At 45.1% G+C, this 19823-nt stretch carries 19 protein-coding genes; 13 read left to right on the forward strand and 6 right to left on the reverse strand.

Translation table 11 applies throughout. The features are described from left to right. The first annotated feature begins 653 nt into the window (after positions 1 to 653). A complete protein-coding gene (locus R8N47_RS16930; RefSeq protein WP_005374502.1) occupies positions 654 to 2624 on the forward strand; it encodes a replication initiator protein RctB domain-containing protein in 1971 nt (656 codons plus the stop codon). 289 nt (positions 2625 to 2913) lie between these two features. Here the strand turns inward: R8N47_RS16930 and R8N47_RS16935 are convergent, their stop codons facing one another. Genes R8N47_RS16935 through R8N47_RS16945 form a run of 3 tightly spaced genes read right to left on the reverse strand, consistent with a single transcriptional unit; the run spans position 2914 to position 5164 of the window. Further along, entirely contained in the window at positions 2914 to 3381 is a 468-nt protein-coding gene (locus tag R8N47_RS16935; RefSeq protein WP_047102478.1) for a hypothetical protein, read from the reverse strand. Continuing rightward, positions 3381 to 4313, reverse strand: coding sequence for an ATP-binding cassette domain-containing protein (locus R8N47_RS16940; protein ID WP_017821873.1), 933 nt, complete (start codon positions 4311 to 4313; stop codon positions 3381 to 3383). The genes R8N47_RS16935 and R8N47_RS16940 overlap by 1 nt, the downstream gene beginning before the upstream one ends. Positions 4314 to 4315: 2 nt before the next feature. Further along, the gene (locus R8N47_RS16945; protein ID WP_005374497.1) at positions 4316 to 5164 is read right to left on the reverse strand and encodes an ABC transporter ATP-binding protein; all 849 of its coding nucleotides are present in this window, start codon (positions 5162 to 5164) and stop codon (positions 4316 to 4318) included. A gap of 361 nt (positions 5165 to 5525) precedes the next feature. Here R8N47_RS16945 and R8N47_RS16950 point away from each other — a divergent pair, with 361 nt between their 5' ends. Both R8N47_RS16950 and ribA read left to right on the forward strand, forming a co-directional pair. Beyond that, positions 5526 to 5723, forward strand: coding sequence for a PA3496 family putative envelope integrity protein (locus R8N47_RS16950; RefSeq protein ID WP_005374493.1), 198 nt, complete (start codon positions 5526 to 5528; stop codon positions 5721 to 5723). 238 nt (positions 5724 to 5961) lie between these two features. After that, on the forward strand, positions 5962 to 7023 hold the full coding sequence (gene ribA / locus R8N47_RS16955; RefSeq protein ID WP_017635221.1) for a GTP cyclohydrolase II: 1062 nt from the start codon (positions 5962 to 5964) through the stop codon (positions 7021 to 7023). Positions 7024 to 7091: 68 nt separating this feature from the next. Here the strand turns inward: ribA and R8N47_RS16960 are convergent, their stop codons facing one another. Then, positions 7092 to 7847, reverse strand: a complete 756-nt coding sequence (locus R8N47_RS16960) for a substrate-binding periplasmic protein (protein ID WP_064354435.1) — start codon at positions 7845 to 7847, stop codon at positions 7092 to 7094. Between the two features lie 68 nt (positions 7848 to 7915). Between R8N47_RS16960 and R8N47_RS16965 the strand changes: the two genes are divergently transcribed. The 3 genes from R8N47_RS16965 to R8N47_RS16975 all read left to right on the forward strand — a co-directional run bounded on the left by R8N47_RS16965 (position 7916) and on the right by R8N47_RS16975 (position 10976). Continuing rightward, the gene (locus R8N47_RS16965) at positions 7916 to 9814 is read left to right on the forward strand and encodes a hybrid sensor histidine kinase/response regulator (RefSeq protein ID WP_064354436.1); all 1899 of its coding nucleotides are present in this window, start codon (positions 7916 to 7918) and stop codon (positions 9812 to 9814) included. Between the two features lie 100 nt (positions 9815 to 9914). Beyond that, complete coding sequence (locus R8N47_RS16970) at positions 9915 to 10124, forward strand: DUF3283 family protein (protein WP_005374484.1); 210 nt, start codon at positions 9915 to 9917, stop codon at positions 10122 to 10124. A gap of 135 nt (positions 10125 to 10259) precedes the next feature. Then, positions 10260 to 10976: a YebC/PmpR family DNA-binding transcriptional regulator gene (locus R8N47_RS16975; protein ID WP_064354437.1), complete on the forward strand. Its 717-nt coding sequence runs from the start codon at positions 10260 to 10262 to the stop codon at positions 10974 to 10976. Positions 10977 to 11048: 72 nt separating this feature from the next. Here the strand turns inward: R8N47_RS16975 and rodA are convergent, their stop codons facing one another. Further along, the gene (gene rodA / locus R8N47_RS16980) at positions 11049 to 12131 is read right to left on the reverse strand and encodes a rod shape-determining protein RodA (protein ID WP_017821057.1); all 1083 of its coding nucleotides are present in this window, start codon (positions 12129 to 12131) and stop codon (positions 11049 to 11051) included. Between the two features lie 393 nt (positions 12132 to 12524). On the opposite strand from rodA, the gene R8N47_RS16985 reads away from it, so the two are divergent. From R8N47_RS16985 to R8N47_RS17015, 7 genes are read left to right on the forward strand one after another with little or no spacing between them, the layout of a single operon-like run. Then, positions 12525 to 13193 (forward strand): hypothetical protein, encoded by a 669-nt coding sequence (locus R8N47_RS16985; RefSeq protein ID WP_213913908.1) that lies wholly within the window; start codon positions 12525 to 12527, stop codon positions 13191 to 13193. A gap of 10 nt (positions 13194 to 13203) precedes the next feature. Then, complete coding sequence (locus tag R8N47_RS16990) at positions 13204 to 13902, forward strand: ABC transporter ATP-binding protein (protein WP_005428878.1); 699 nt, start codon at positions 13204 to 13206, stop codon at positions 13900 to 13902. After that, complete coding sequence (locus R8N47_RS16995) at positions 13890 to 15158, forward strand: ABC transporter permease (protein WP_064354438.1); 1269 nt, start codon at positions 13890 to 13892, stop codon at positions 15156 to 15158. The genes R8N47_RS16990 and R8N47_RS16995 overlap by 13 nt, the downstream gene beginning before the upstream one ends. Beyond that, the gene (locus tag R8N47_RS17000) at positions 15151 to 15936 is read left to right on the forward strand and encodes an outer membrane lipoprotein-sorting protein (RefSeq protein ID WP_064354439.1); all 786 of its coding nucleotides are present in this window, start codon (positions 15151 to 15153) and stop codon (positions 15934 to 15936) included. Before R8N47_RS16995 ends, R8N47_RS17000 begins: the two co-directional genes overlap by 8 nt. Before the next feature lie 45 nt (positions 15937 to 15981). Further along, a complete protein-coding gene (locus tag R8N47_RS17005; RefSeq protein WP_064354440.1) occupies positions 15982 to 17328 on the forward strand; it encodes a hypothetical protein in 1347 nt (448 codons plus the stop codon). Beyond that, entirely contained in the window at positions 17329 to 18351 is a 1023-nt protein-coding gene (locus tag R8N47_RS17010) for a sensor histidine kinase (RefSeq protein ID WP_064354441.1), read from the forward strand. A 15-nt stretch (positions 18352 to 18366) separates the two neighbouring features. Then, entirely contained in the window at positions 18367 to 19158 is a 792-nt protein-coding gene (locus tag R8N47_RS17015) for a LytR/AlgR family response regulator transcription factor (RefSeq protein ID WP_064354442.1), read from the forward strand. Positions 19159 to 19298: 140 nt separating this feature from the next. Here R8N47_RS17015 and R8N47_RS17020 read toward each other — a convergent pair whose 3' ends face one another. Beyond that, entirely contained in the window at positions 19299 to 19793 is a 495-nt protein-coding gene (locus R8N47_RS17020; protein WP_005448882.1) for a peptidylprolyl isomerase, read from the reverse strand. Positions 19794 to 19823 lie beyond the last annotated feature (30 nt).

Genomic DNA, 19823 nt, shown 5'->3' on the forward strand with positions numbered 1-19823 from the left:
AGCAGAAATTGACGGTATAGAAGCCGGAACAATGAAATTGCTCAAGTTGCTATGATAAATCACGCTCTCATGATCATGCTTCCTGTAAATAAGCAGAGACTAGGATTTACTTCTAAATATGAGCGACTTGAATGTATTTTAATCAGATGAGTGATATCTCATCAATATGGACGCCAGAACGATAGATATATTGGCTCTTGATCATCGATCCGAGTATAAATAACATCACCAATGCACAATATAATCATCGTGAAGATCATTATTAAATACTGCATCTGTGGATAACCTGTAAAAACATCATGATCATCGTTTCAAGACTCTTTTGATCATCTTTTCATAACCTTAATGATCATGCTTACGAAGAAATATGATCATGCTTTCAGGTTATTGTTGATCATACTTTCAGACTTCTTATGATCATAGTTCCGAAATACATGGAAATAATAGTCTTATAGAACAAAAGCTTAGCGAAAAATTTCAAGCCAGATCATTAGATCATATAATCAATTAAGATCAGATTAATCAAAAAGATCAGTTATTTAAAAAACAATCTTTTTTCTTTATTTATGATCTGTTTTTCTTTATTTATGATCTGTTTTTCTTTATTCTTCGGAACCATAGCACAACTACGGCTAGTGTGATCTGGATCTAAAATGACGGCTGATGAAAAAATTCTGATTAAAGCACCGAGAAGCCACAAAGATGGCCATCTTTTTGAGGTACATGAATCCTCTGCGGATTGGGTAGAGCAGTACCAACATTTCAAAGGGGTGACCAAAAGCATCTTAGAGTTGCTTAATCTGATCTCATTACGAGGCTTCAGCAGCAAGGATGGTTTGGTTTCAACCACAGAGATTGTGGAAGCAACAGATGGGCAACTCACACGTGCAGCTCTGCAACAACGTTTGCGCGCGGCAGTAAATATTGGTTTATTTACTCAAACACCAGTGCGTTTTGAAGAGGGACTTGCTGGTAAAACGATGCTACATAAATTTGTGAATCCCAATCAGCTTATATCTGTGTTGGGAGCAACAAGTCTTGTTACAGACAAAGTTCGCCAGAACGAAAAACAAAAACGTTCGAAAGCATTGGCTCAGACTCAAGTAAACAAACGTTTGTTGAATGAGCACGGGTTAAACACACCTCCCACGATGAAAGATGAAGCCGATCAATTTGTTGTATCTCCAACAAATTGGGCTGGGATCATTGACCAAGCACTTGCGCCACCAAGAACTCGAAAAAGTTATCAGAAATCCATGGTGTCGATCTCTGGTACAAAGGCCGTTATCGAGACGCGATCATCCAAAAATATCATGACTGTGGATGATCTCATGACCCTGTTCGCTCTCTTCACGTTAACGGTTCAGTATCATGATCATCACAAAGATCAGTATCAGCTTGATGCGGCTCACGTACCAAACAAAACGCCGTTATACATCACTGATATTTTGTCGCTCAGAGGCAAAAAAGACAGTGGCCCAGCTCGTGATTCCATTCGCGATAGCATTGATCGCATTGAATTCACTGATTTTCAGCTCCATGAACTTACTGGACGTTGGCTAAGTGAAAACATGCCAGAGGGCTTCAAAAGTGATCGTTTTCGTTTTCTTGCTCGAACCATCACGGCCTCTGAAGAGGCACCTGTGGAGGGAAGCGATGGTGAAATTCGTATCAAGCCAAACTTATATATTTTAGTTTGGGAACCTTCGTTTTATGAAGAGCTGTTAACACGCGATTATTTCTTCTTGTTTCCGCCAGAGATCTTGAAACAACATACGTTGGTGTTTCAACTGTACTCTTTCTTCCGTAGTCGCATGGTTCGTCGTCACACGGATTGCATGCTACTGAGTGAGTTAAATCAGAAGCTTGCACGTAACATTGAATGGCGTCGGTTCTCAATGGATCTGATCCGTGAGCTGAAACGCTTGTCAGACGGCAAAGGGACAGACGATCTTTTTGTGGTGAACTTATGGGGCTATCACTTAACGATCGAAACCATGATCGAAAATGACAAAGTGATGGACTACCAGATCGATATCAAATGTGATGTCGAAGAGGTCTTACGTTATTCGCGAGCGCGTACAACCAACGCAGGTAAGCGCAACATGGCGCCTACGCTGCCAAACCCGCTTCGTAATGAGATGGTAACCCGACAGCAGCTTGAGGAGCTCTCAGGCATCATAGACGGCGAATTTGAGCCCATTCAACGCAAAGCACCGTCTCCAAGAGGAAATTTAGGGCGACGCGTGAAGCAAAGAAAACATTTGGTAGAGATCAATGCTGATGAGATCACCATTACTCTATCTAAATATACCTCACCAGAGGCTCTAGAACGCAGTATAACGGCTTTGTCTGCGATGACAGGGCACTCGTATGCCTCAATCAAAGAAGAGTGCTCAGATTACATAGAGAAGCTCGATTGGCTAAGGGTAGGGGATGAGCCGATTCCTTATGAGACATTAAGTAAAACCGTCGAGCTGTTTAACACCCAGAACGATGTTAAGCATCTTACCATCGAGCGCTTGATTGCGGGGTTAGCGGTGCGTCGGAAAGTTTGTCGTCAAATCTTCGATGGTCACATGGATGAAATGGTATTTCGTGCCTTGGATGAAATGGCGATTTAAAAGTGTCGCTTGATGTGTATCAAGCTATAGGTGTGATGTATCGGTTTGAAATGTAACAATGTCTTTCGATGATAAAAAACAGACTTAACTCTTACAAACCACTGACATTAGAAGCCAAGCCTAATACTACTATTTATCCCGAATAGACAACCTTTTGTCCTTTCTGATGATTAATAGATTGGCTCATATTGTTACATTCATTCTGAATAGACTTCGCGAGTTTCTCCTCAGGAAACTCGCTTTTTTTTGCCTAAAATTCCGCTAATTAAGCCTTGATCATTTTTCCGGACTAATGAGGTAAACCTTGATCATGCTTCTTGGGTTCATTCCAATGTAATGAACGCATCAACGCAACATGTGATTCGATTAAGCTATGGGCTTGTTCCTGCCACTTGTTTTGATCACACTGCTGATTACAAAACTCTAACGCCACAACGGTGAGATGCTGAAGTCGTCTCAAACACCAATCTTTGATCAGAATATCAGTCGAGACTTGGCATGCTGCTTGTTCAAGCTTTGCACTCGTATAAAGCAAGGTTTGATATGCTTTCTGAGGGTCTTGGTAGCTTGCATGTTGAAACACGCGTAAACATCCATCCAACCAGCAAGCAATCGCTTTACTTTGAAGATCACTCAATTCGGGTCCAAACACGTCATCAGGCACCTGATATAAGATCGTTTCCAATTTTTCTACTTGATCATGTTTCCGCTGTTCGTACCACATGGCGATTTGATCTTGCCAAGTACTCAAATCCATTACGCTGCCTCAGTCCATTGTTTTACATAGTGATTTGGCCCTATTTGATCAAATTCGTCGACAATTATGCTGCTACGTTGACGAATTTCATCGGCATCTATCGAATAGTTTGGCTCATTTTTCACTAAGTTACCAAAAGGTAAGTCAGGATCAGGAACGGCAGAAATCAACAGCTTAGTATAAGGATGCTGCGGATTCTTAAGTATTGAATGAGTGTCGCCCCATTCAACGATTTGCCCTTTGTACATTACTGCGGTTTCTTCCGCGATGTAGTGCGCAGTCGCCAGATCATGTGTGATGTATAAAAAACCAATTCCCAGTTCTTGCTTCATTCGTTGCATTAAATTCAACACTCCCAAGCGAATAGAAACATCCAGCATAGACGTAGGCTCATCCGCAAGAATGATTTGCGAACCTACCGCTAAAGCCCTTGCTAAGTTTACTCGCTGACGTTGCCCACCACTGAGTTCGTGAGGGAACTTATTCAATGTCTCTTCAGGTAGTTCCACCAGCTTTAGAAGCTCTTCCAAGCGGGCTGGGATGTCGCGCTCGTTTTTGACTTGTTTATGAATTTTCAAAGGACGTGTTAGGTGATGGCGAATGGTATGAGTTGGATTGAGAGAGCCAAACGGATCTTGAAACACCATTTGTACTTTACTGCGATATTCTTGTAGAGCCGATCGTGACGTGATCTCATTTATGTCAGTGCCATTGAAAAGGATCTCGCCTTCCGTTGCAGGATAGACTTTGGTTATTAAACGAGCGCAAGTACTCTTACCGCAGCCTGACTCTCCAACCAAAGCCAAGGTTTTTCCTGCGTACAGATCAAAAGTCACTCCTTGAAGCGCACGAAAGGTTTCCTCTTTCGCTAAACCACCGCCCACTTTGAATTCTTTAATCACATTTTTCATTTGGATGATAGGCTGGCTCATGGTTACGCTCCTTGTAACTCTGGTTGTTTGTGGACGTCATGGATGTTTGGGAAAGAAGCCCATAGCTTTTGCGTGTAGGGGTGTTGAGGATGATTGCGTATATCGTATGCTCGATTGACTTCGACGATTTCTCCGTGACGCATGATTGCAATTCGATCACATAGTTGGCTCATGAGTGCCAGGTCATGAGTGATAAAGAGGACTGAAAAACCGAACTCATCTCTAAGCTGATAAATTTGCTGTAAAATTTCTCTCTGTACCACTACATCTAATGCTGTTGTGGGTTCATCCATAATGATCAGTTTTGGATTTAGAGACAAAGCAATGGCTATCACCAAGCGCTGACGCATTCCTCCTGAAAATTGATGAGGATATTCTGCTAAGCGTTCTCGAGGAATATTGACCAAGTCCAACAACTTTTCTGCTCTATCTTTTGCTTGAGCGTTAGTGAGGCCTTGATGGTGTCGTAACACATCTGCAAATTGCTCTTGTATCGTTAAGACAGGGTTGAGTGAGTTCATCGCGCTCTGGAACACCATGGCGATTTCACTCCACCTTAGAGCGGTCAGTTCAGAGTCTGAGATACTAAGGATATCTTTGCCATCAAACCATATTTTACCGCCAGAAATGAACGCTGGCGGCTTATGAAGACGATTTATTGAGAATGCGATTGTGCTTTTACCACATCCAGATTCACCGGCAAGACCAAATACTTCGCCTTTGCCGATATCAAAGCTGACGGACTTTACCGCATTAAAATCACCATTATCAGTGATGTAATCGACGCACAAATCTCGGATCTGGATGACCGGGTCATTGTGGTATGCATGACTTAAGTTAATACCATCCATATAAACACCTTATCAATCTAAAAGATAATTATTATCATTATCAGGTGTGGCGGTTTTTAGAAAGTATCAAGCTATGAATCAGTGAAGTGACTCGAAAGTTAGGTGAAACAGGAAGTGGTGTAATGCGTCGTTGATAAAACTAAAGAAGAGCAGAATTGAGAGCTAGATCAGCACACTTTTCGTAGGGGGAATTACTCAAATTTAATCGTAAATTTGTCCCTTGGCAAAACTTAAATGATGAATCTATTAAGGAGTTAACGAAAGGGCGGGAGGGGTCACATTTCCCTACAGTTTTTCTTACCACCTTGTTCCGGTTTTGCTATAGATTACGCATCGAAAACATGGTGTGTTCGGAGGAAATATGTCCATTAATTCTATCGACCATGACGAGATGACCAACATCGCTCACAAATGGGAATTACCTGATGAGGAAACCGTTGTGAAGCCAGAGAAAACAGTGAAATCAGCAGAAGCCAGAAGACGCATTGAAGCGTTACGTGAGATCCGTGAAAGTGGGTTGACCATTGAAGAAGCAAGGGAGCTTGGCTTGATACACTGATCGCCTCAGGTTGGTTTAGCAACCCATAGGGTAGTCGACGGACTGCCCTTTTTATTTTTTCACTCTATTACTCTCTTATTCAAAACCTCCATTTATCTGTCTTGCGCCTCAAAAGCACGAGTTTCACACTCACGTCCCGTCCCGAAGAAGTTTGACAATCTGACCTTGTGTTACTAGATATATCAGTAGCGATATGCTTTTTGTTGATTATCGCAACCACAAAGCAAGGAGCGCAAGTATGGTTGATCAAATCCTTTTTTATGAGCCCGATGAGCCCCACGGTTTTCTCTCAAATTTTTGCCATGCCCCAGTCAATATCTCCTCCCAAACTTGGCCCACCAGCGAACATTATTACCAAGCCCAAAAGTTTCTCGATGCTCAGTTGCAAAGTAAAATTCAGCACGCAAGCACCCCTGATGAAGCGTTTGCTTTAAGCCGTAAATACGAACACTTTGTCAGAAGCGATTGGGACGATATAAAGTTGGCTGTTATGGCTTTCATCGTTAGGGAAAAGTTTCTACAAAATCCACCATTAGCGCAGCAATTAATGAGAACGGGTAACGCTTGCCTAACAGAGCATTCTCATAAAGATGCCTTTTGGGGAGACGGGGGAGATGGTAAAGGAGAAAATCATCTAGGAGAGATTCTGATGAATGTGCGGGCAGAGCTGAGACATGTTGAGCCTTACAATCTCGTGAAGTTTATCGATAAAGCCAAATTGCCCACCCAGTGGGGCACATTTATGATGTACGGCTTTATTGAAGCCGCGACAAATAAAGAGCATCTTGCTCTGGTCTATGGCGAGCCAACAAAAAGTGCAGCACCACTTATTCGGTTGCATTCGGAGTGTCTTACCGGAGATGCTCTATTTAGCACGCGTTGTGACTGTGGTTTTCAGCTTAATAGAGCGCTACAAAACATCGTCAAAGAGGGATGTGGCGTGCTGCTTTATTTACGTCAAGAAGGACGTGGAATCGGCTTGATTAATAAAATTCGTGCCTATCACTTACAAGATGATGGCGCAGATACCGTGGAAGCAAATGAACGTTTAGGTTTTGCCGCTGATATGCGTGATTACGCGTTCTGTAAAGGAATGCTAGAGCATTTGGGGATTGACGCTGTGCGTCTAATGACGAATAACCCACGCAAGCTCGCCGCCTTAAAAGCGGTTGATATTAACGTCATTGAACGAGTGCCATTACAAGAAGGGAATAACCCAAGTAATCAACATTACCTGCAAACCAAGGCGAGTAAATTGGGGCACATGTTTGATCCTAAGTTTGTTAACCACACTAAGTAAGTGCTACAGATTTTACAGAAACAAAAACGCCAACGTATCATCGTTGGCGTTTTTGTTAATGAGTTGATTCATTGATACTTTTGAATGATTTCATCAATTTCCCCTGAGGCTTTTAATTCAACGAGTCGTGTATTGATGTAATTTTGAGTTTCTGGTTGCATTTGAGGTGAAAAAGCCAGGTAGATTGAGTAGTCAGGAATAACCGAGCTGAAAGGCTGTATCTGAAAATTCTCTAACGGCAAATTGAGTCGCTTTAAGTTGTAAAGGACTCGGGATTCCATCTCGACAAAAGCTGTATCTCCAGGGGTTCGGCTTATCACTCGGTATGCGGCGTTGTAGTCTTTCACGCGCATTTCATTGACACTGCCATTTTCAAAGAACGGTGTTAAATTTGGATAATCAAACCCCAGCAGTAATACAATAGAACGACCATGCATCGTATCCATATTTTTGAATTCTAAAGGCTTCTCGCTACTCGACACCAGTACATGTTTTACAGTGTAAATGGGCTCCTCAGATAAATTTTCCGATTGCACCTTGCCCCAGTTCGGGCTGCCATAAGTTAACCAGTTTGGCTCAGCGCCTTCTTCCAATATGGAAATCATACGTTTAAATGGATAAGTATGATAATTCACTTGGTAATCCGACTCCGCGAAGATAGCGCTGACGATATCGGTCACAATTCCGGAGTGCATTTGTCCCTGTTGTTCAATTTGAAATGGTCGAGCTTGTTCAGCAATGACGTAATAGTTCACTTGATTTGCGGTCACATGAGAACTTACAACAATTAAGCTAACAGCCAATCTAAGTAGAAGTCTTTTCATCGTATCCTCGATTATTATTTGTGCGTAGCTATATTTAGAGTAGCGCAAGTTTATCGGAGCGGTTTCATATGGATGAAAAAGAGCGATCTCAACGTCGTTTTAGTATCGGCAACCAACTTATGTTGGCGGTATTAACGTTGAGTTTAATCTTTACGGTCATCATTTCTACAGTGAGCTTATATCGAGTTTTTCACGAAGATTTAGCCCATTTAGATGTTGAATTAAAGCAGGTTGAGTCTAGCTATTTATCGAGTTTTTCTGCGAGTTTGTGGGTAGAGGATAGGGAGCTGTTGCTGACACAAGCTCAAGGTGCAATGCGTATGCCCTCGGTGGACTACTTACGTATTGCTAGTGAAGACGAAGTTATCATTGAATTAGGTTCGGCGCTTTCTGAGGATGTTGTCGAGAGAAGCTGGCCGATGCAGTATCGGGTCGGCGATAAAACGTATGATCTCGCGATATTAACGGTTCAATCGGATCTTAGCGCGATATATGAAGATCTTTGGCAGCAGTTCTTTTTTCTACTTACGACAGAAGCGATCAAAATTCTTGTCCTCATCATTGGTGTTCTTTGGGTGGCGTTTCGCTTGTTGGTCAATCCGTTACAATTGCTGTCTGGTGCGGTGAGCGATTTTCGTGGCGGTACAGTGCCGAGTAAAGTGACTCTCCCTAAACGATGGTGCTTTGATGAAGTGAGTGTTTTGGCAGAGAAATACAACCGAAGTGTTGAGAAAGTGAAAGAGCACCAGACTGAGTTAGAGGCTGAACGCGATAGGGCAGAAGTCGCTAATCGTAAGAAAAGTGAGTTTCTTGCCACTATGAGTCATGAGATCCGCACACCGATGAATGGCATTATTGGTGTGTCGTCGTTGCTCAATGACACCGACCTCGATCCCCAGCAAAAAGAGTTTGTAGAGATCATTGACAGTTCTTCTCACTCACTAATGACGATCATCGACGACATTTTGGACTTCTCTAAAGTTGAAGCTGGCAAAGTAGAGCTGGAATACACGAGCTATGAGCTTCGCGAGCTACTTGACGATGTCATCAGTTTACATAGTGTCAAAGCCAAGCAGAAAAACTTACAGCTGCTCAGCGATATTGATCCCCACTTGCCAATGGAAGTGCAAGGTGATGCCACACGATTGAAACAAGTTCTGAACAATTTGTTGAGCAACGCGATTAAATTTACCGAGCGCGGCCATGTGAAGCTTCTTGTAGCGTTATCTCGACTTGATGGAGAGACCGCTCATATCCGGTTTCGAGTTGTGGATTCTGGTATTGGTATTGCGAAAGAGCACCAACAAGCAATCTTCGAACGCTTCCAACAAGCTGATGGTAGTACCACCAGAAAGTATGGTGGGACAGGGCTTGGTTTGGCGATAGCTGCACAGTTGGTTAACTTGATGGGAGGGGAAATACAACTAACAAGTGAGCTTGGGCTGGGAAGCTGTTTTGAATTTTCGATTCCTGTTGCTGTAATAAATGCGCAATCGACCTATACCGACCAACTTAATGTATTAGATTTCCGGAAAGCGGAAGACAACGAAGTCAGCCCTCAAGATAACGATAAACCTTGGGTATTGGTTGTTGAAGATACCATCGTCAATCAGAAGGTAGTTCGCATCATGTTAGAAAAACTGGGTGTGCGAGTGAGTGTCGCCAACCATGGCGAAGAAGCATTGCAGCTGTGTGATCAGCAGCCTTTCGATTTGATTTTTATGGACTGCCAAATGCCTGTGATGGATGGGTTTATTGCTACGGAGCGAATTCGAAAAATGGGAGAGTGGGGGAAACACGTTCCAATTATTGCGCTAAGTGCCAATGTCATTAAAGAGGATCAGCAACATTGCTTCGATGTTGGGATGAACGAGTTCGTGGCTAAACCCGTTACCAAGACTCGATTACAACAAATATTCGAACAGCATTTACCAAAAGCACTGAAAATCAGCGCTGTGCCTAAATAGTTAACTTGAAATCGATCAAGTTAAGTGCGTTTCTATTCTGTAATTGTAACTCTGTGTGATATAGTGCCCGGCTAGTATTTAAAGTACCTTGAGGCTGTGAATGTCGTTTAATCTATCCCTATTGCCGCCTGACGAAAAAAACAAAATCGAACTGGATAAGCAGGCGTCGTTTTTGGTTTGGAAGCTCAGAGAGGCCAAATCTGGTCCTGAAGCAATAGAAGAACAGTTGTCCAAGATTAACGATGCTGATGAAAAGGCGTTTTTCCAGCAATCGGTCGAAAAGTACAAACGAGTAATGGGTGTCGCTTAACGCGAACCGTGGCAATGGTTCAATCCAATGCGACGAATGAGGTAACCTCCCTATTCCTTTGCTAAGCGAAATTGAAAAGGTTTCGCTTTTTGCTAAAATCCTTCGCATTAAATTTGAATTTAGAGAGACATCCCGATGGGAAGAAGTTTTGAAGTGCGCAAAGCCTCTATGGCGAAAACTGCAGGCGCGAAAATTAAAGTTTATTCCAAATACGGTAAAGAAATTTACATGTGCGCGAAAAACGGTGGTGGTGATCCAGACATGAACTTGTCTTTGAAACACCTGATCGCAAAAGCGAAAAAAGACCAAGTTCCTGCGCACGTTATCGATAAAGCGATCGACAAAGCGAACGGTGGCGGTGGTGAAGACTACACTCCAGCACGTTACGAAGGCTTCGGCCCTGGCGGTATTAGCGTTATCGTTGACTGTCTAACAGACAACGGCAACCGTACTTTCCAAGATGTACGCCAATGCTTTGTGAAAGTCGGTGCGAAAATTGGTGTTGAGGGCTCGGTTTCTCACATGTTCGATCACCAAGCGGTATTCCAGTTCAAAGGCGACGATGATGAAATCATCCTAGAAACGCTAATGATGGAAGACGTAGACGTTACTGACGTTGAGCTAGAAGACGGTGTTATCACTGTATTCGCACCTCACACAGAATTCTTCAAAACAAAAACTGCGCTTAACGGTGCATTCCCAGACCTAACGATCGATGTTGAAGAAATCACATTCGTTCCGCAAACTCATACGCCTGTATCGGGTGAAGATGCTGAGAAATTCCAGAAATTCCTAGATCTTCTAGATGACTGTGATGATGTTCAGCAGGTTTACCACAACGCAGAGCTGTAATTAATTCGCTCATATCGTTGTAAAAAGGCTTCCTTAGGGAAGCCTTTTTTGATCGCTTTTTCTCAAGCAACGCTATGCGTTACGATATTTGGAATAACACAGCGACATGATTACACCAAAACAGATACCTTGAGTTAGCATCGCCGTGCCGCCATAGCTAAAGAAGGGAAGTGGGCTACCCATTACTGGCAACAAGCCACTCACCATGCCCGTATTGATAAAAGCATACAGAAAAAAGCTCATCGCTAATGCGCCACTTACCAGCCGACTAAAAAAGTGGTCAGACTGACATGCAAGCAACATAACGCGTGCAGTAATAAACAAGTACAATGCGAGTAAGACTAAACTGCCAACAAAGCCCCATTCTTCCGCATAGGTCGAAAAAATAAAGTCCGTATGACTTTCTGGAATAAAGCCAAGTGTTCCCTGCGTTGCATTCATCCAACCTTTGCCTTTCATACCGCCTGAGCCAATCGCAATCAAAGATTGGATGATTTGGTAGCCCGAACCCAGTGGATCGGACTCAGGGTGCAAGAACTGTGTTACACGGCTCTTTTGATAGGTTTCCATAACGAAGAACCATAAAATAGGTGCTAACGTTAAAATGCTCGCAATAAACCCGCATATTATTTTCCAGCTCATGCCAGCCAAAAACAAAACGAACAATGCATAAATGACGGTAAAAACTGCACCGTCTAAATCCGGTTGTAGCGCGATTAACCCGGCAGGAATCATTGTAATAAGTAAGCAAAACGCAATTTTCCGACTGTCTGGTCGACCTCCTTCAATATGCAGCATCCAGGCGATCATGATTGGAATGGAAAGTTTGATTAGCTCAGACGGTTGAAAGCGGAAGAAGCCGATATCGAGCCAACGTTGAGAGCCATTGGTGCTATCACCAAATAAAGCGACAGCAAGTAGCAGAGCAACCGCAATAATGTAGAGATATGGAGCTGAGCGCTGATAGCTGGACGCTGGAATCGAGGACATGACCAAGATACAAACTAATGTCAGTCCGCAGCGCGCCAAATGTTTGAAGAGCATCGCCTCATTAAAGCTACTGGCACTCCAGAGAGTGAGCGAACTTAACAGCATGATCGGAATGATCGCCATTAGCAGTGGCAAATCAACTCTTGGGAAATAACGCTTATTCATTTTCAACGACCTAATAACGCACCTATTTTGAGTGCGAAAACAACTAAAACTCGAAGAGTTCAAACTATTCCGATGCTAAGAATCTCGATTTCGAAACAACAGACACCATGCAAAGGTGTGTAAGAAAGGAGAGTGCGACACTGTCTGTTATGGGTAGCTGTGGGATGGATAAATACACTAGCCTCAGATTTTAAGCCAGTGTTTTTATTGTGACTGCCGTAAAAATGTAGAGTTACGAATGAGCGGAATTGTATTTTCTGTTTAAGTGAATGTCATTCATCCTCTCTCAATACCATTCACTCTGCATAACTGCCATTGGTCGCATGCAAAAGCAGCGTGCGATCTTCTCCCTTAATCTGAAACCATCAAATCACGTTCAACTAAGGACAGTACATGATGGTTTCTCAATCTCGCTCAATCAAAGCTCTTAAACTGGCAAGTACGTTTATCGCCGCATTTGCACTTAGCAGCAATCTGGCTCTGGCTAACCCAAGCGAGCGCACACTCAGTCAATTCAACCAAGCAGCACAGGGTGACTCTGGCTTAGTTGATACTGTTTATGGCGAACTATCCAAACAACTCGAAGAGCAGGGCGTAACGCCGGTGACCTTGGTTTACTTGGGCAGTGCGGAGACGTTGCAAGGTCGTGAGGCGTTTATGCCTTGGAACAAGATGAAGTTCACCGAGCGCGGTCTTGCCACAATCCAAAAAGGCTTGGATTTAATGGCGAATCAGCCAGTACCACTGCAAGAGCAACAACGCTTACAAGGCTTGCCGGAATACCAGCTAGCTACCGCCATGGCAGCTACTACGTTTACCTCTCTGCCTGACATGTTCAATCACTTTGAGCGTGGCTACGAGCTGTACCTTTCTCTGCTCGATGAACCGAGTTTTAGCCAACAACCTTTCGCCGCTACATCTTGGATTTACCGTTATGCCATTGAAGCGGCACTGCGAGCTGAAGATGTTCAACAAGCCAAAACATGGTTAGTGCAAATGGAGCAGTTGGGTGACAGCAATTTAGAAACGCAAACCGCGAAAGCGCTGCTAGCCAAGTATTAGGGGGAGCGTTATGATCGTTTTTAATCAACTTAGTCGCGATTACGCCCTTGGCAGCCAAACCGTGCATGCATTGCGAGACGTGTCTGGTGAAGTATTTGCGGGCGAAATGGTGGCATTATGCGGACCGTCTGGCTCAGGCAAAAGCACCTTACTTAACGTGCTTGGCATGCTGGATACTCAATACCAAGGTCAGGTGACATTTGCCGGTAGCCCATACCCAACCGGGCAAATGCAGGCGGCGAAAATGCGCCGCGAAAAGCTTGGCTTTGTGTTCCAAAAATTCAACCTTGTCCCCGTGATGACGGCGCTAGAGAACGTGGCGTATCCGTTACACCTCAACGGCTTTTCAAAAGCTGAACAAACCGAGCTCGCCACACAAATGCTAGAACACGTTGGCTTGGGCGAGTTTATTCATCACATGCCCGATAACCTATCAGGCGGTCAGCAACAACGCGTGGCAATTGCGCGCGCCTTAGTGCACAAACCAGCATTGGTGATTGCTGATGAGCCAACCGCAAGTCTTGATAGCCAAACTGCCAACAAGGTCATCGACATTATGAAAGGGCTCGGACACGAGCTAGGCACCACTTTTATCGTCGCCACTCACGACCCTCGCATGGCATCCCGTTGTGACCGCACCATTGAATTGGTGGATGGCAAAATTACCCAAACGCACGCAAGTGTGGAGGAGGTTTCATGGGCAAGCTAATTCCTGTTTCGGTTCGTCTTGCTTGGTTGAACCTGCAACGCAATCGCCGTCGCAGTTTGTTGTCGATGCTGATCATCGCTATTGCCGTGTTTGCGTTAACCAGTGCGGGCGGTTTTGGTCTGTACACCTATGACAGTTTGAAAGAATCGACAGCGCGTGACACGGGGCATCTGACGTTAACCACGCCAGGTTACTTCGCTAAAGAAGAAGAGATGCCGCTGAGTAACGGGTTAACTCACGCCGACGACATCACCAAGCAATTGATTGGGTTGAATGAAGTGCGAGGTGTGCAGCCACGAGTTGAATTCAGCGGTTTGATTTCCAACGGCAACAAGTCATCGATCTTTATCGGCATTGGTGTTAACGAACGCGAATTCGATATGAAAGGACCGTTTTTGGACGTGCGTGAAGGGCAAACACTTTCGAACATTCATGCATCGCGTTATGACCCAGCAGAGCCAGAAGTGATGCTCGGCGTTGATTTGGCGAACAACCTAAGCGTGCACGTTGGCGATTGGATTACCTTGCTGGCGACCACTACCGATGGCGCATTGAATGCGTATGACTTCAAAGTACGTGGCATCTACTCAACCGGCGTACCTGAGCTTGATAAACGCCAGTTGTACGTGCACATCAACAGCGCGCAATCGTTGTTGGGCTCAGACAAAGTCAGTGCCTTATCAGTCTTCTTGTTCGATACCAGTTTAACGAGCCAAGTCGAGCAACAAGTGGCTGCGGTTCTGAGTAAGCAAAAGCAGAACTTTGGTGATCAAGATATTGAGATTACGCCTTGGCAAGAACGTGCGTTCTTCTATCTCAAAGTGAAAGATTTGTACGACCGCATCTTCGGCATCATGGGCGCAGTAATGGCGTTGGTAGTCTTTGTCGCCCTGTTCAACACCATGACCATGTCGGTCACCGAGCGTACCCGTGAAATTGGCACCTTGTCAGCGCTTGGTAGCTACCCTCGCGAAATCATTGCTGGGTTCTTGCGCGAAGCAGGGTTACTTGCCGTGATTGGCAGCTTAATCGGCGCTTTGTTTACTGCGTTAGTCACCGTCTTACTGATGGTCGTGGATGTGCAAATGCCGCCACCGCCAGGACGCACAGAAGGTTACCCATTGACGATTTACTTCTCTTGGGAGCTGGTGGCTGTCGCAGGATTCGCGGTATTGATGATTTGTTTGGTTGCGGCGTTTTTCTCGGCACGCAAAGGGGTGAACAAGCCAATTACGGAGGCACTGATTTATGTTTAATTTCAAATCACTATTACCAATTGCATTGCTGACGGTAACTGGCGTTGCAAGCATGAATGTCAGTGCGAATGAAACAGTACTAGATGCACAGCAAGTTGCGCAATTGATTGAAAAAGCGGACAGCTACCGCTTGCAAGATGATTCCTCCAAAGTGGTGTCACTGGTGCGCTTATATCAAGACCAAGAGTTAGATAAAACCCGCCTTTACCACGTGTACACGCGTCCAAATCGTGAATCGCTGGTGGTGTTCAAATCAGCAGTCGAAGCTGGGCAAAAGATGCTGATGATGGGCGACAACTACTGGCTGCAAATGCCTAAGAGCCGCCGTCCGATACGCATTACGCCAATGCAGAAGCTGCTTGGTGAAGCGTCTATCGGCGACATCTCAACCCTGACGTGGAGCCAAGATTATCAAGGTGAATGGAAAGCGACAGAAACCGTTTCGGTGAGCGGGGAAAGTGTCGCGGCTTATCATCTTGCTTTAACCGCGAAAACCAAAGGGGCGAGTTATCAGAAGATCGACTTATGGTTGTCTGAGCAAGATGCGTTTCCAATTAAAGCTGATCTCTACTTGCGCTCTGGCAAACTCGCCAAGCAAGCGCAATATGGGCGTGCAACTGACAACGGCGAAGACTACGTCAGTGAGATGACTTTGCTTGATAGCATTCAGCCGAGCAAAAAGACCGTTATCGAGTACCAAGAAATCGTGCCTTGGCAGCTGGATAACAAGTTCTACAACCCAAGCTATTTACCGAAAGCCAACACGACTCAGCTTTAGCCTGAACTCCTTAAATAGAACCATAAAAACGAGCAAGGAAGTCAAATGAAACCGTACCAGCCTAACCTTAACAAAAGCACCAGTTTGTTGATTGCTGCGTCGTTGTGTGTGGGCGCAGCAGCCCCAGTTTTTGCCAATGATGAGCTGAGTTTTGAGTGGGATTGGGTTGTCAGCTACGAAACTGCCAAGCAGCGTGATAGCGCATTTATGCAGGCGCAGGGCAGTTCTCGTGATTCACTTAATGCACTGTTGGATGTACAGGTGAATTATCACAACTTCAGTGGCTTGTTTGCTCTGTACAGCCAAGGTTTGTACCTCAATCAACAAGGAAGGAGTGATTGGTGGAGTGAAGCTGATAACCAATTGCTGATTCGAGAGCTGGCTTGGCTAGGGGAGTGGCAAGTCGGTGACACCACTCTTGATGTGAGTTTGGGTAAGTTGCGCGTGGATTGGGGCGTAGGTTATGGCTACCGACCTTTGGATCTGTTTAAGCCTTATCGACAAAACCCTGTTGGCTTAGTCGCAGAAGAGGGTGCGGGTGTGTTTTCACTTTCACACTATGATATGGCAGGCGAGTGGACGGTGATTGCAACGGATTCAAGCTGGGGGCAACAAGACCAGAGTGCTCTTGATCAAGCCGCAGAGCAGCAAGGTGTTGGTATTCGTCGTTATGCGCTGGTGGGTGACACCGAGTATCAACTTATTGGTTATTACGATGATGTGCGCCGAGGTTTACTCGGAGCCAGTGCCATTGCCGTGTGGGATGAATCCATCGCTATGCACGGTTCCATGCTGTGGCAAAAGCAAAGTGTCGGCTATCAGTTTCAGCAGGATGATCTTTACCAACCCGTTTCGGTTGAGAAGCAGGGCAGCGCACTCCAAGCCTTAATTGGATTGAACTGGGCAAACCAAGCCGGACACAACGTGATTGCTGAATATTGGTACGACAGCCGAGCATGGTCGAAAAACGAATGGCAACAAGCAATAGAGCGTGGAGAGTTTCTCTCTCAGATCCCTGAACCTAACAACTCTCTGTTGGCTAGCAGCGCTCTACTTGCGACAAGCTACGCCCAAGGGTTTCAGCATGCCAATATCGTTCAGCATAACGTAATGCTGCACTGGAGTTGGGATGTAGAAGCATGGGCTGCATGGAACGGCGAAGCGGATATGGGCTGGCTAAGTGATGTAACCCCTACGTTGGATGTGATGCTGTCGCCACAAGATGGTGGTGTGATTGTCACGCAGTGGCTTAACTACCAATGGATTGATACCGGCGATCAAAGTGTAGAAGTGGAAGTTGCCGCACGCTTTTTAACCGGAGACGACCAATCTGCTTACGCACAAATCAATGATAAGCATATGATTGTATTTAACATCAAAGGGAAATTCTAAATGTGTTCAGCAAAATCAGTGGTGAAAAGTGGATGGCCGCGTAGCTTATTAGTGACCACGGCATTTTGTCTCTTTATCGCAGCAATGACGCTCTCGGTTTGGGGCGGTCCATTTTACATTCATGTGGCGGTTAGCTTTGGATTTGGCTATTCGGCTATCTTCTTCTCATGGCTTGTCGACCGCTTGTTTCCTACCATTCCTCGTTTGGCGGAAGTGGCTATCTCGCTGACGGCATGCTTATTGTTTGGTGTGGTGAACGCTCAGCTTTGGCTTGGGGAATACTTCGGTATCTCAAGTATGCTGTCGGTTGGTCTCATGGGATTGTTATTCAGTGCCATGTGCTTTTTCTATTTCTACTCACGCGAGCAACATGCGATCGCTCAGCGAGAGTTGGAAGCCATCAAACGCGAGAAAGCAGAGCAAGATCGTGCGCTGTTGCTGAGTCAGCTTAAGCAGATGCAAAGCCAGATTGAACCGCATTTCTTATTCAATACTTTGGCAAATATCAGTGCGCTCATGTCGCAAGATGTTGATAAAGCCAAGCTGATGCTAGAACAGTTAACCGCGCTACTGCGTGCAACGCTTAAAAGCTCACGCGAAGAACACACCACCATAGACAATGAAATGGCGTTAATTGAGGCTTACTTAGGCATCCAGCAAACCCGTTTGGGTGATCGACTCAGTTACAAGATTGAGGTGGAAGAGGGGCTAGGCAGAACCGAATTACCGCCGATGATGCTTCAACCCTTAATCGAAAACGCCATCATCCATGGTATTGAACCGAAGCGAGAAGGTGGCGAAGTCAGCTTGCTCATTAAGCGCGAACAACAGAACTTGAAGATTGAAGTCAGAGACACAGGTGTTGGCTTGAATCACGTGAGTGGGCACATGGGCTCTGGCGTCGGTTTAAGTAATCTCAAGCAGCGAGTTGAAGCTTTGTTCGCAGGGCAAGGAGAGGTTTCTATCAGTGAGTCTGCTCAGGGTGGCGTTTGTATTCGCCTGAGTTGGCCAATGGAATCGTAATCAAGGAAGAAAGGAATGAATACAGGGTTTACTGCCATTATTGCTGATGATGAACCGCTATTGAGGCGTCATCTTGATAAAAGCCTAGCTGAAGTGTGGCCAGAGCTAGAGGTGATAGCCAAAGTCGCCGATGGTGAACAAGCGTTTCAAGCCATTGAGCAAAGCCAACCTGACATTGCGTTTCTTGATATTCGTATGCCAGTTTTGGATGGCATGACATTAGCGCAAAAACTCAATCAACTCGCCAACCCGCCTTTGATTGTGTTTGTTACTGCGTACGATGATTACGCCATCAAAGCCTTTGAACAAAATGCCGCCGATTATTTGCTCAAGCCTATCTCGGATGAGCGTCTCCTGACGACGTGTGAAAGAGTGAAAACACGCCTTGCTAAGCGAGAGCAAGAGAGCAGTAATGTGCAGATGAGCAGCCTGTTAGAGCAACTGCAGCAATTATCTGCTCCACAAACGCCGCAATATCTTCAGTGGATCAAAGCGACGCAAGGGGAAGATATTCATCTGATCGCCACGTCTGATGTGCTGTATTTCAAAGCGGAAGAAAAATACGTTTCTGTATATGCCCAACAAGGACAAGGCAAAGTGCAGGAGTATTTGATTCGTACATCGTTGAAAGAGTTGATAGGGCAGCTTAACCCAGAACAGTTCTGGCAAGTGCACCGTTCAAGCGTGGTGCAAGTGTGCAAAATTAGCAAAGTAAACAAAGACTTTGCTGGCAGAATGTTTGTGCATGTTGGAGAAAGTAAGCTCCCTGTGAGCCGTGCATCTCAAAGTTTGTTCAAAGGGATGTAATCGCTAGAACTGCTCACTCTTTACACTGTAAACTCGCTGCTCATTTGTTTCAGCAACAAAAACAAAAAGCGCCTAAGTCATATAACGTTAGGCGCTTTTATTGTTTTATAGCGACGATTTCTCCGAAGAGATGAATGGGCTTATTCGCTGACCGTCACTTTCTCGATAATGATTGGATCGCATGGAACATCATCATGACCAAGTTTAGAGGTCGTTTTCACTTTCGCGATGCGGTTTACGACATCCATACCCGCGGTCACTTTACCAAACACGGCGTAGCCCCAGCCTAGGTTGGTAGTAGCGGTGTGGTCTAGGAAATCATTGTCTTCCAAGTTAATGAAGAACTGTGCCGTTGCAGAGTGCGGTGCATCGGTACGCGCCATTGCGATAGTGCCAACAAGGTTCTTTAGACCACGGTTTGCTTCGTTCGCGATAGGGGCGCGTGTTGGCTTTTCTGCCATGTCTTCGGTGTGACCGCCACCTTGGATCATAAAGCCGTCGATAACGCGGTGGAAAATGGTGCCGTTGTAGAAGCCATCTTCACAGTATTTTTTGAAGTTCTTTGAGCTAACTGGTGCTCGTTCTAGGTTCAGTTCAATCTCGATGTCACCGAAATTGGTGGTCATAATAATCATCTGGTTTTGCCCTTGTAGGTGCTAAGTTGG

The organism is Vibrio sp. 2132-1 (assembly GCF_033344315.1).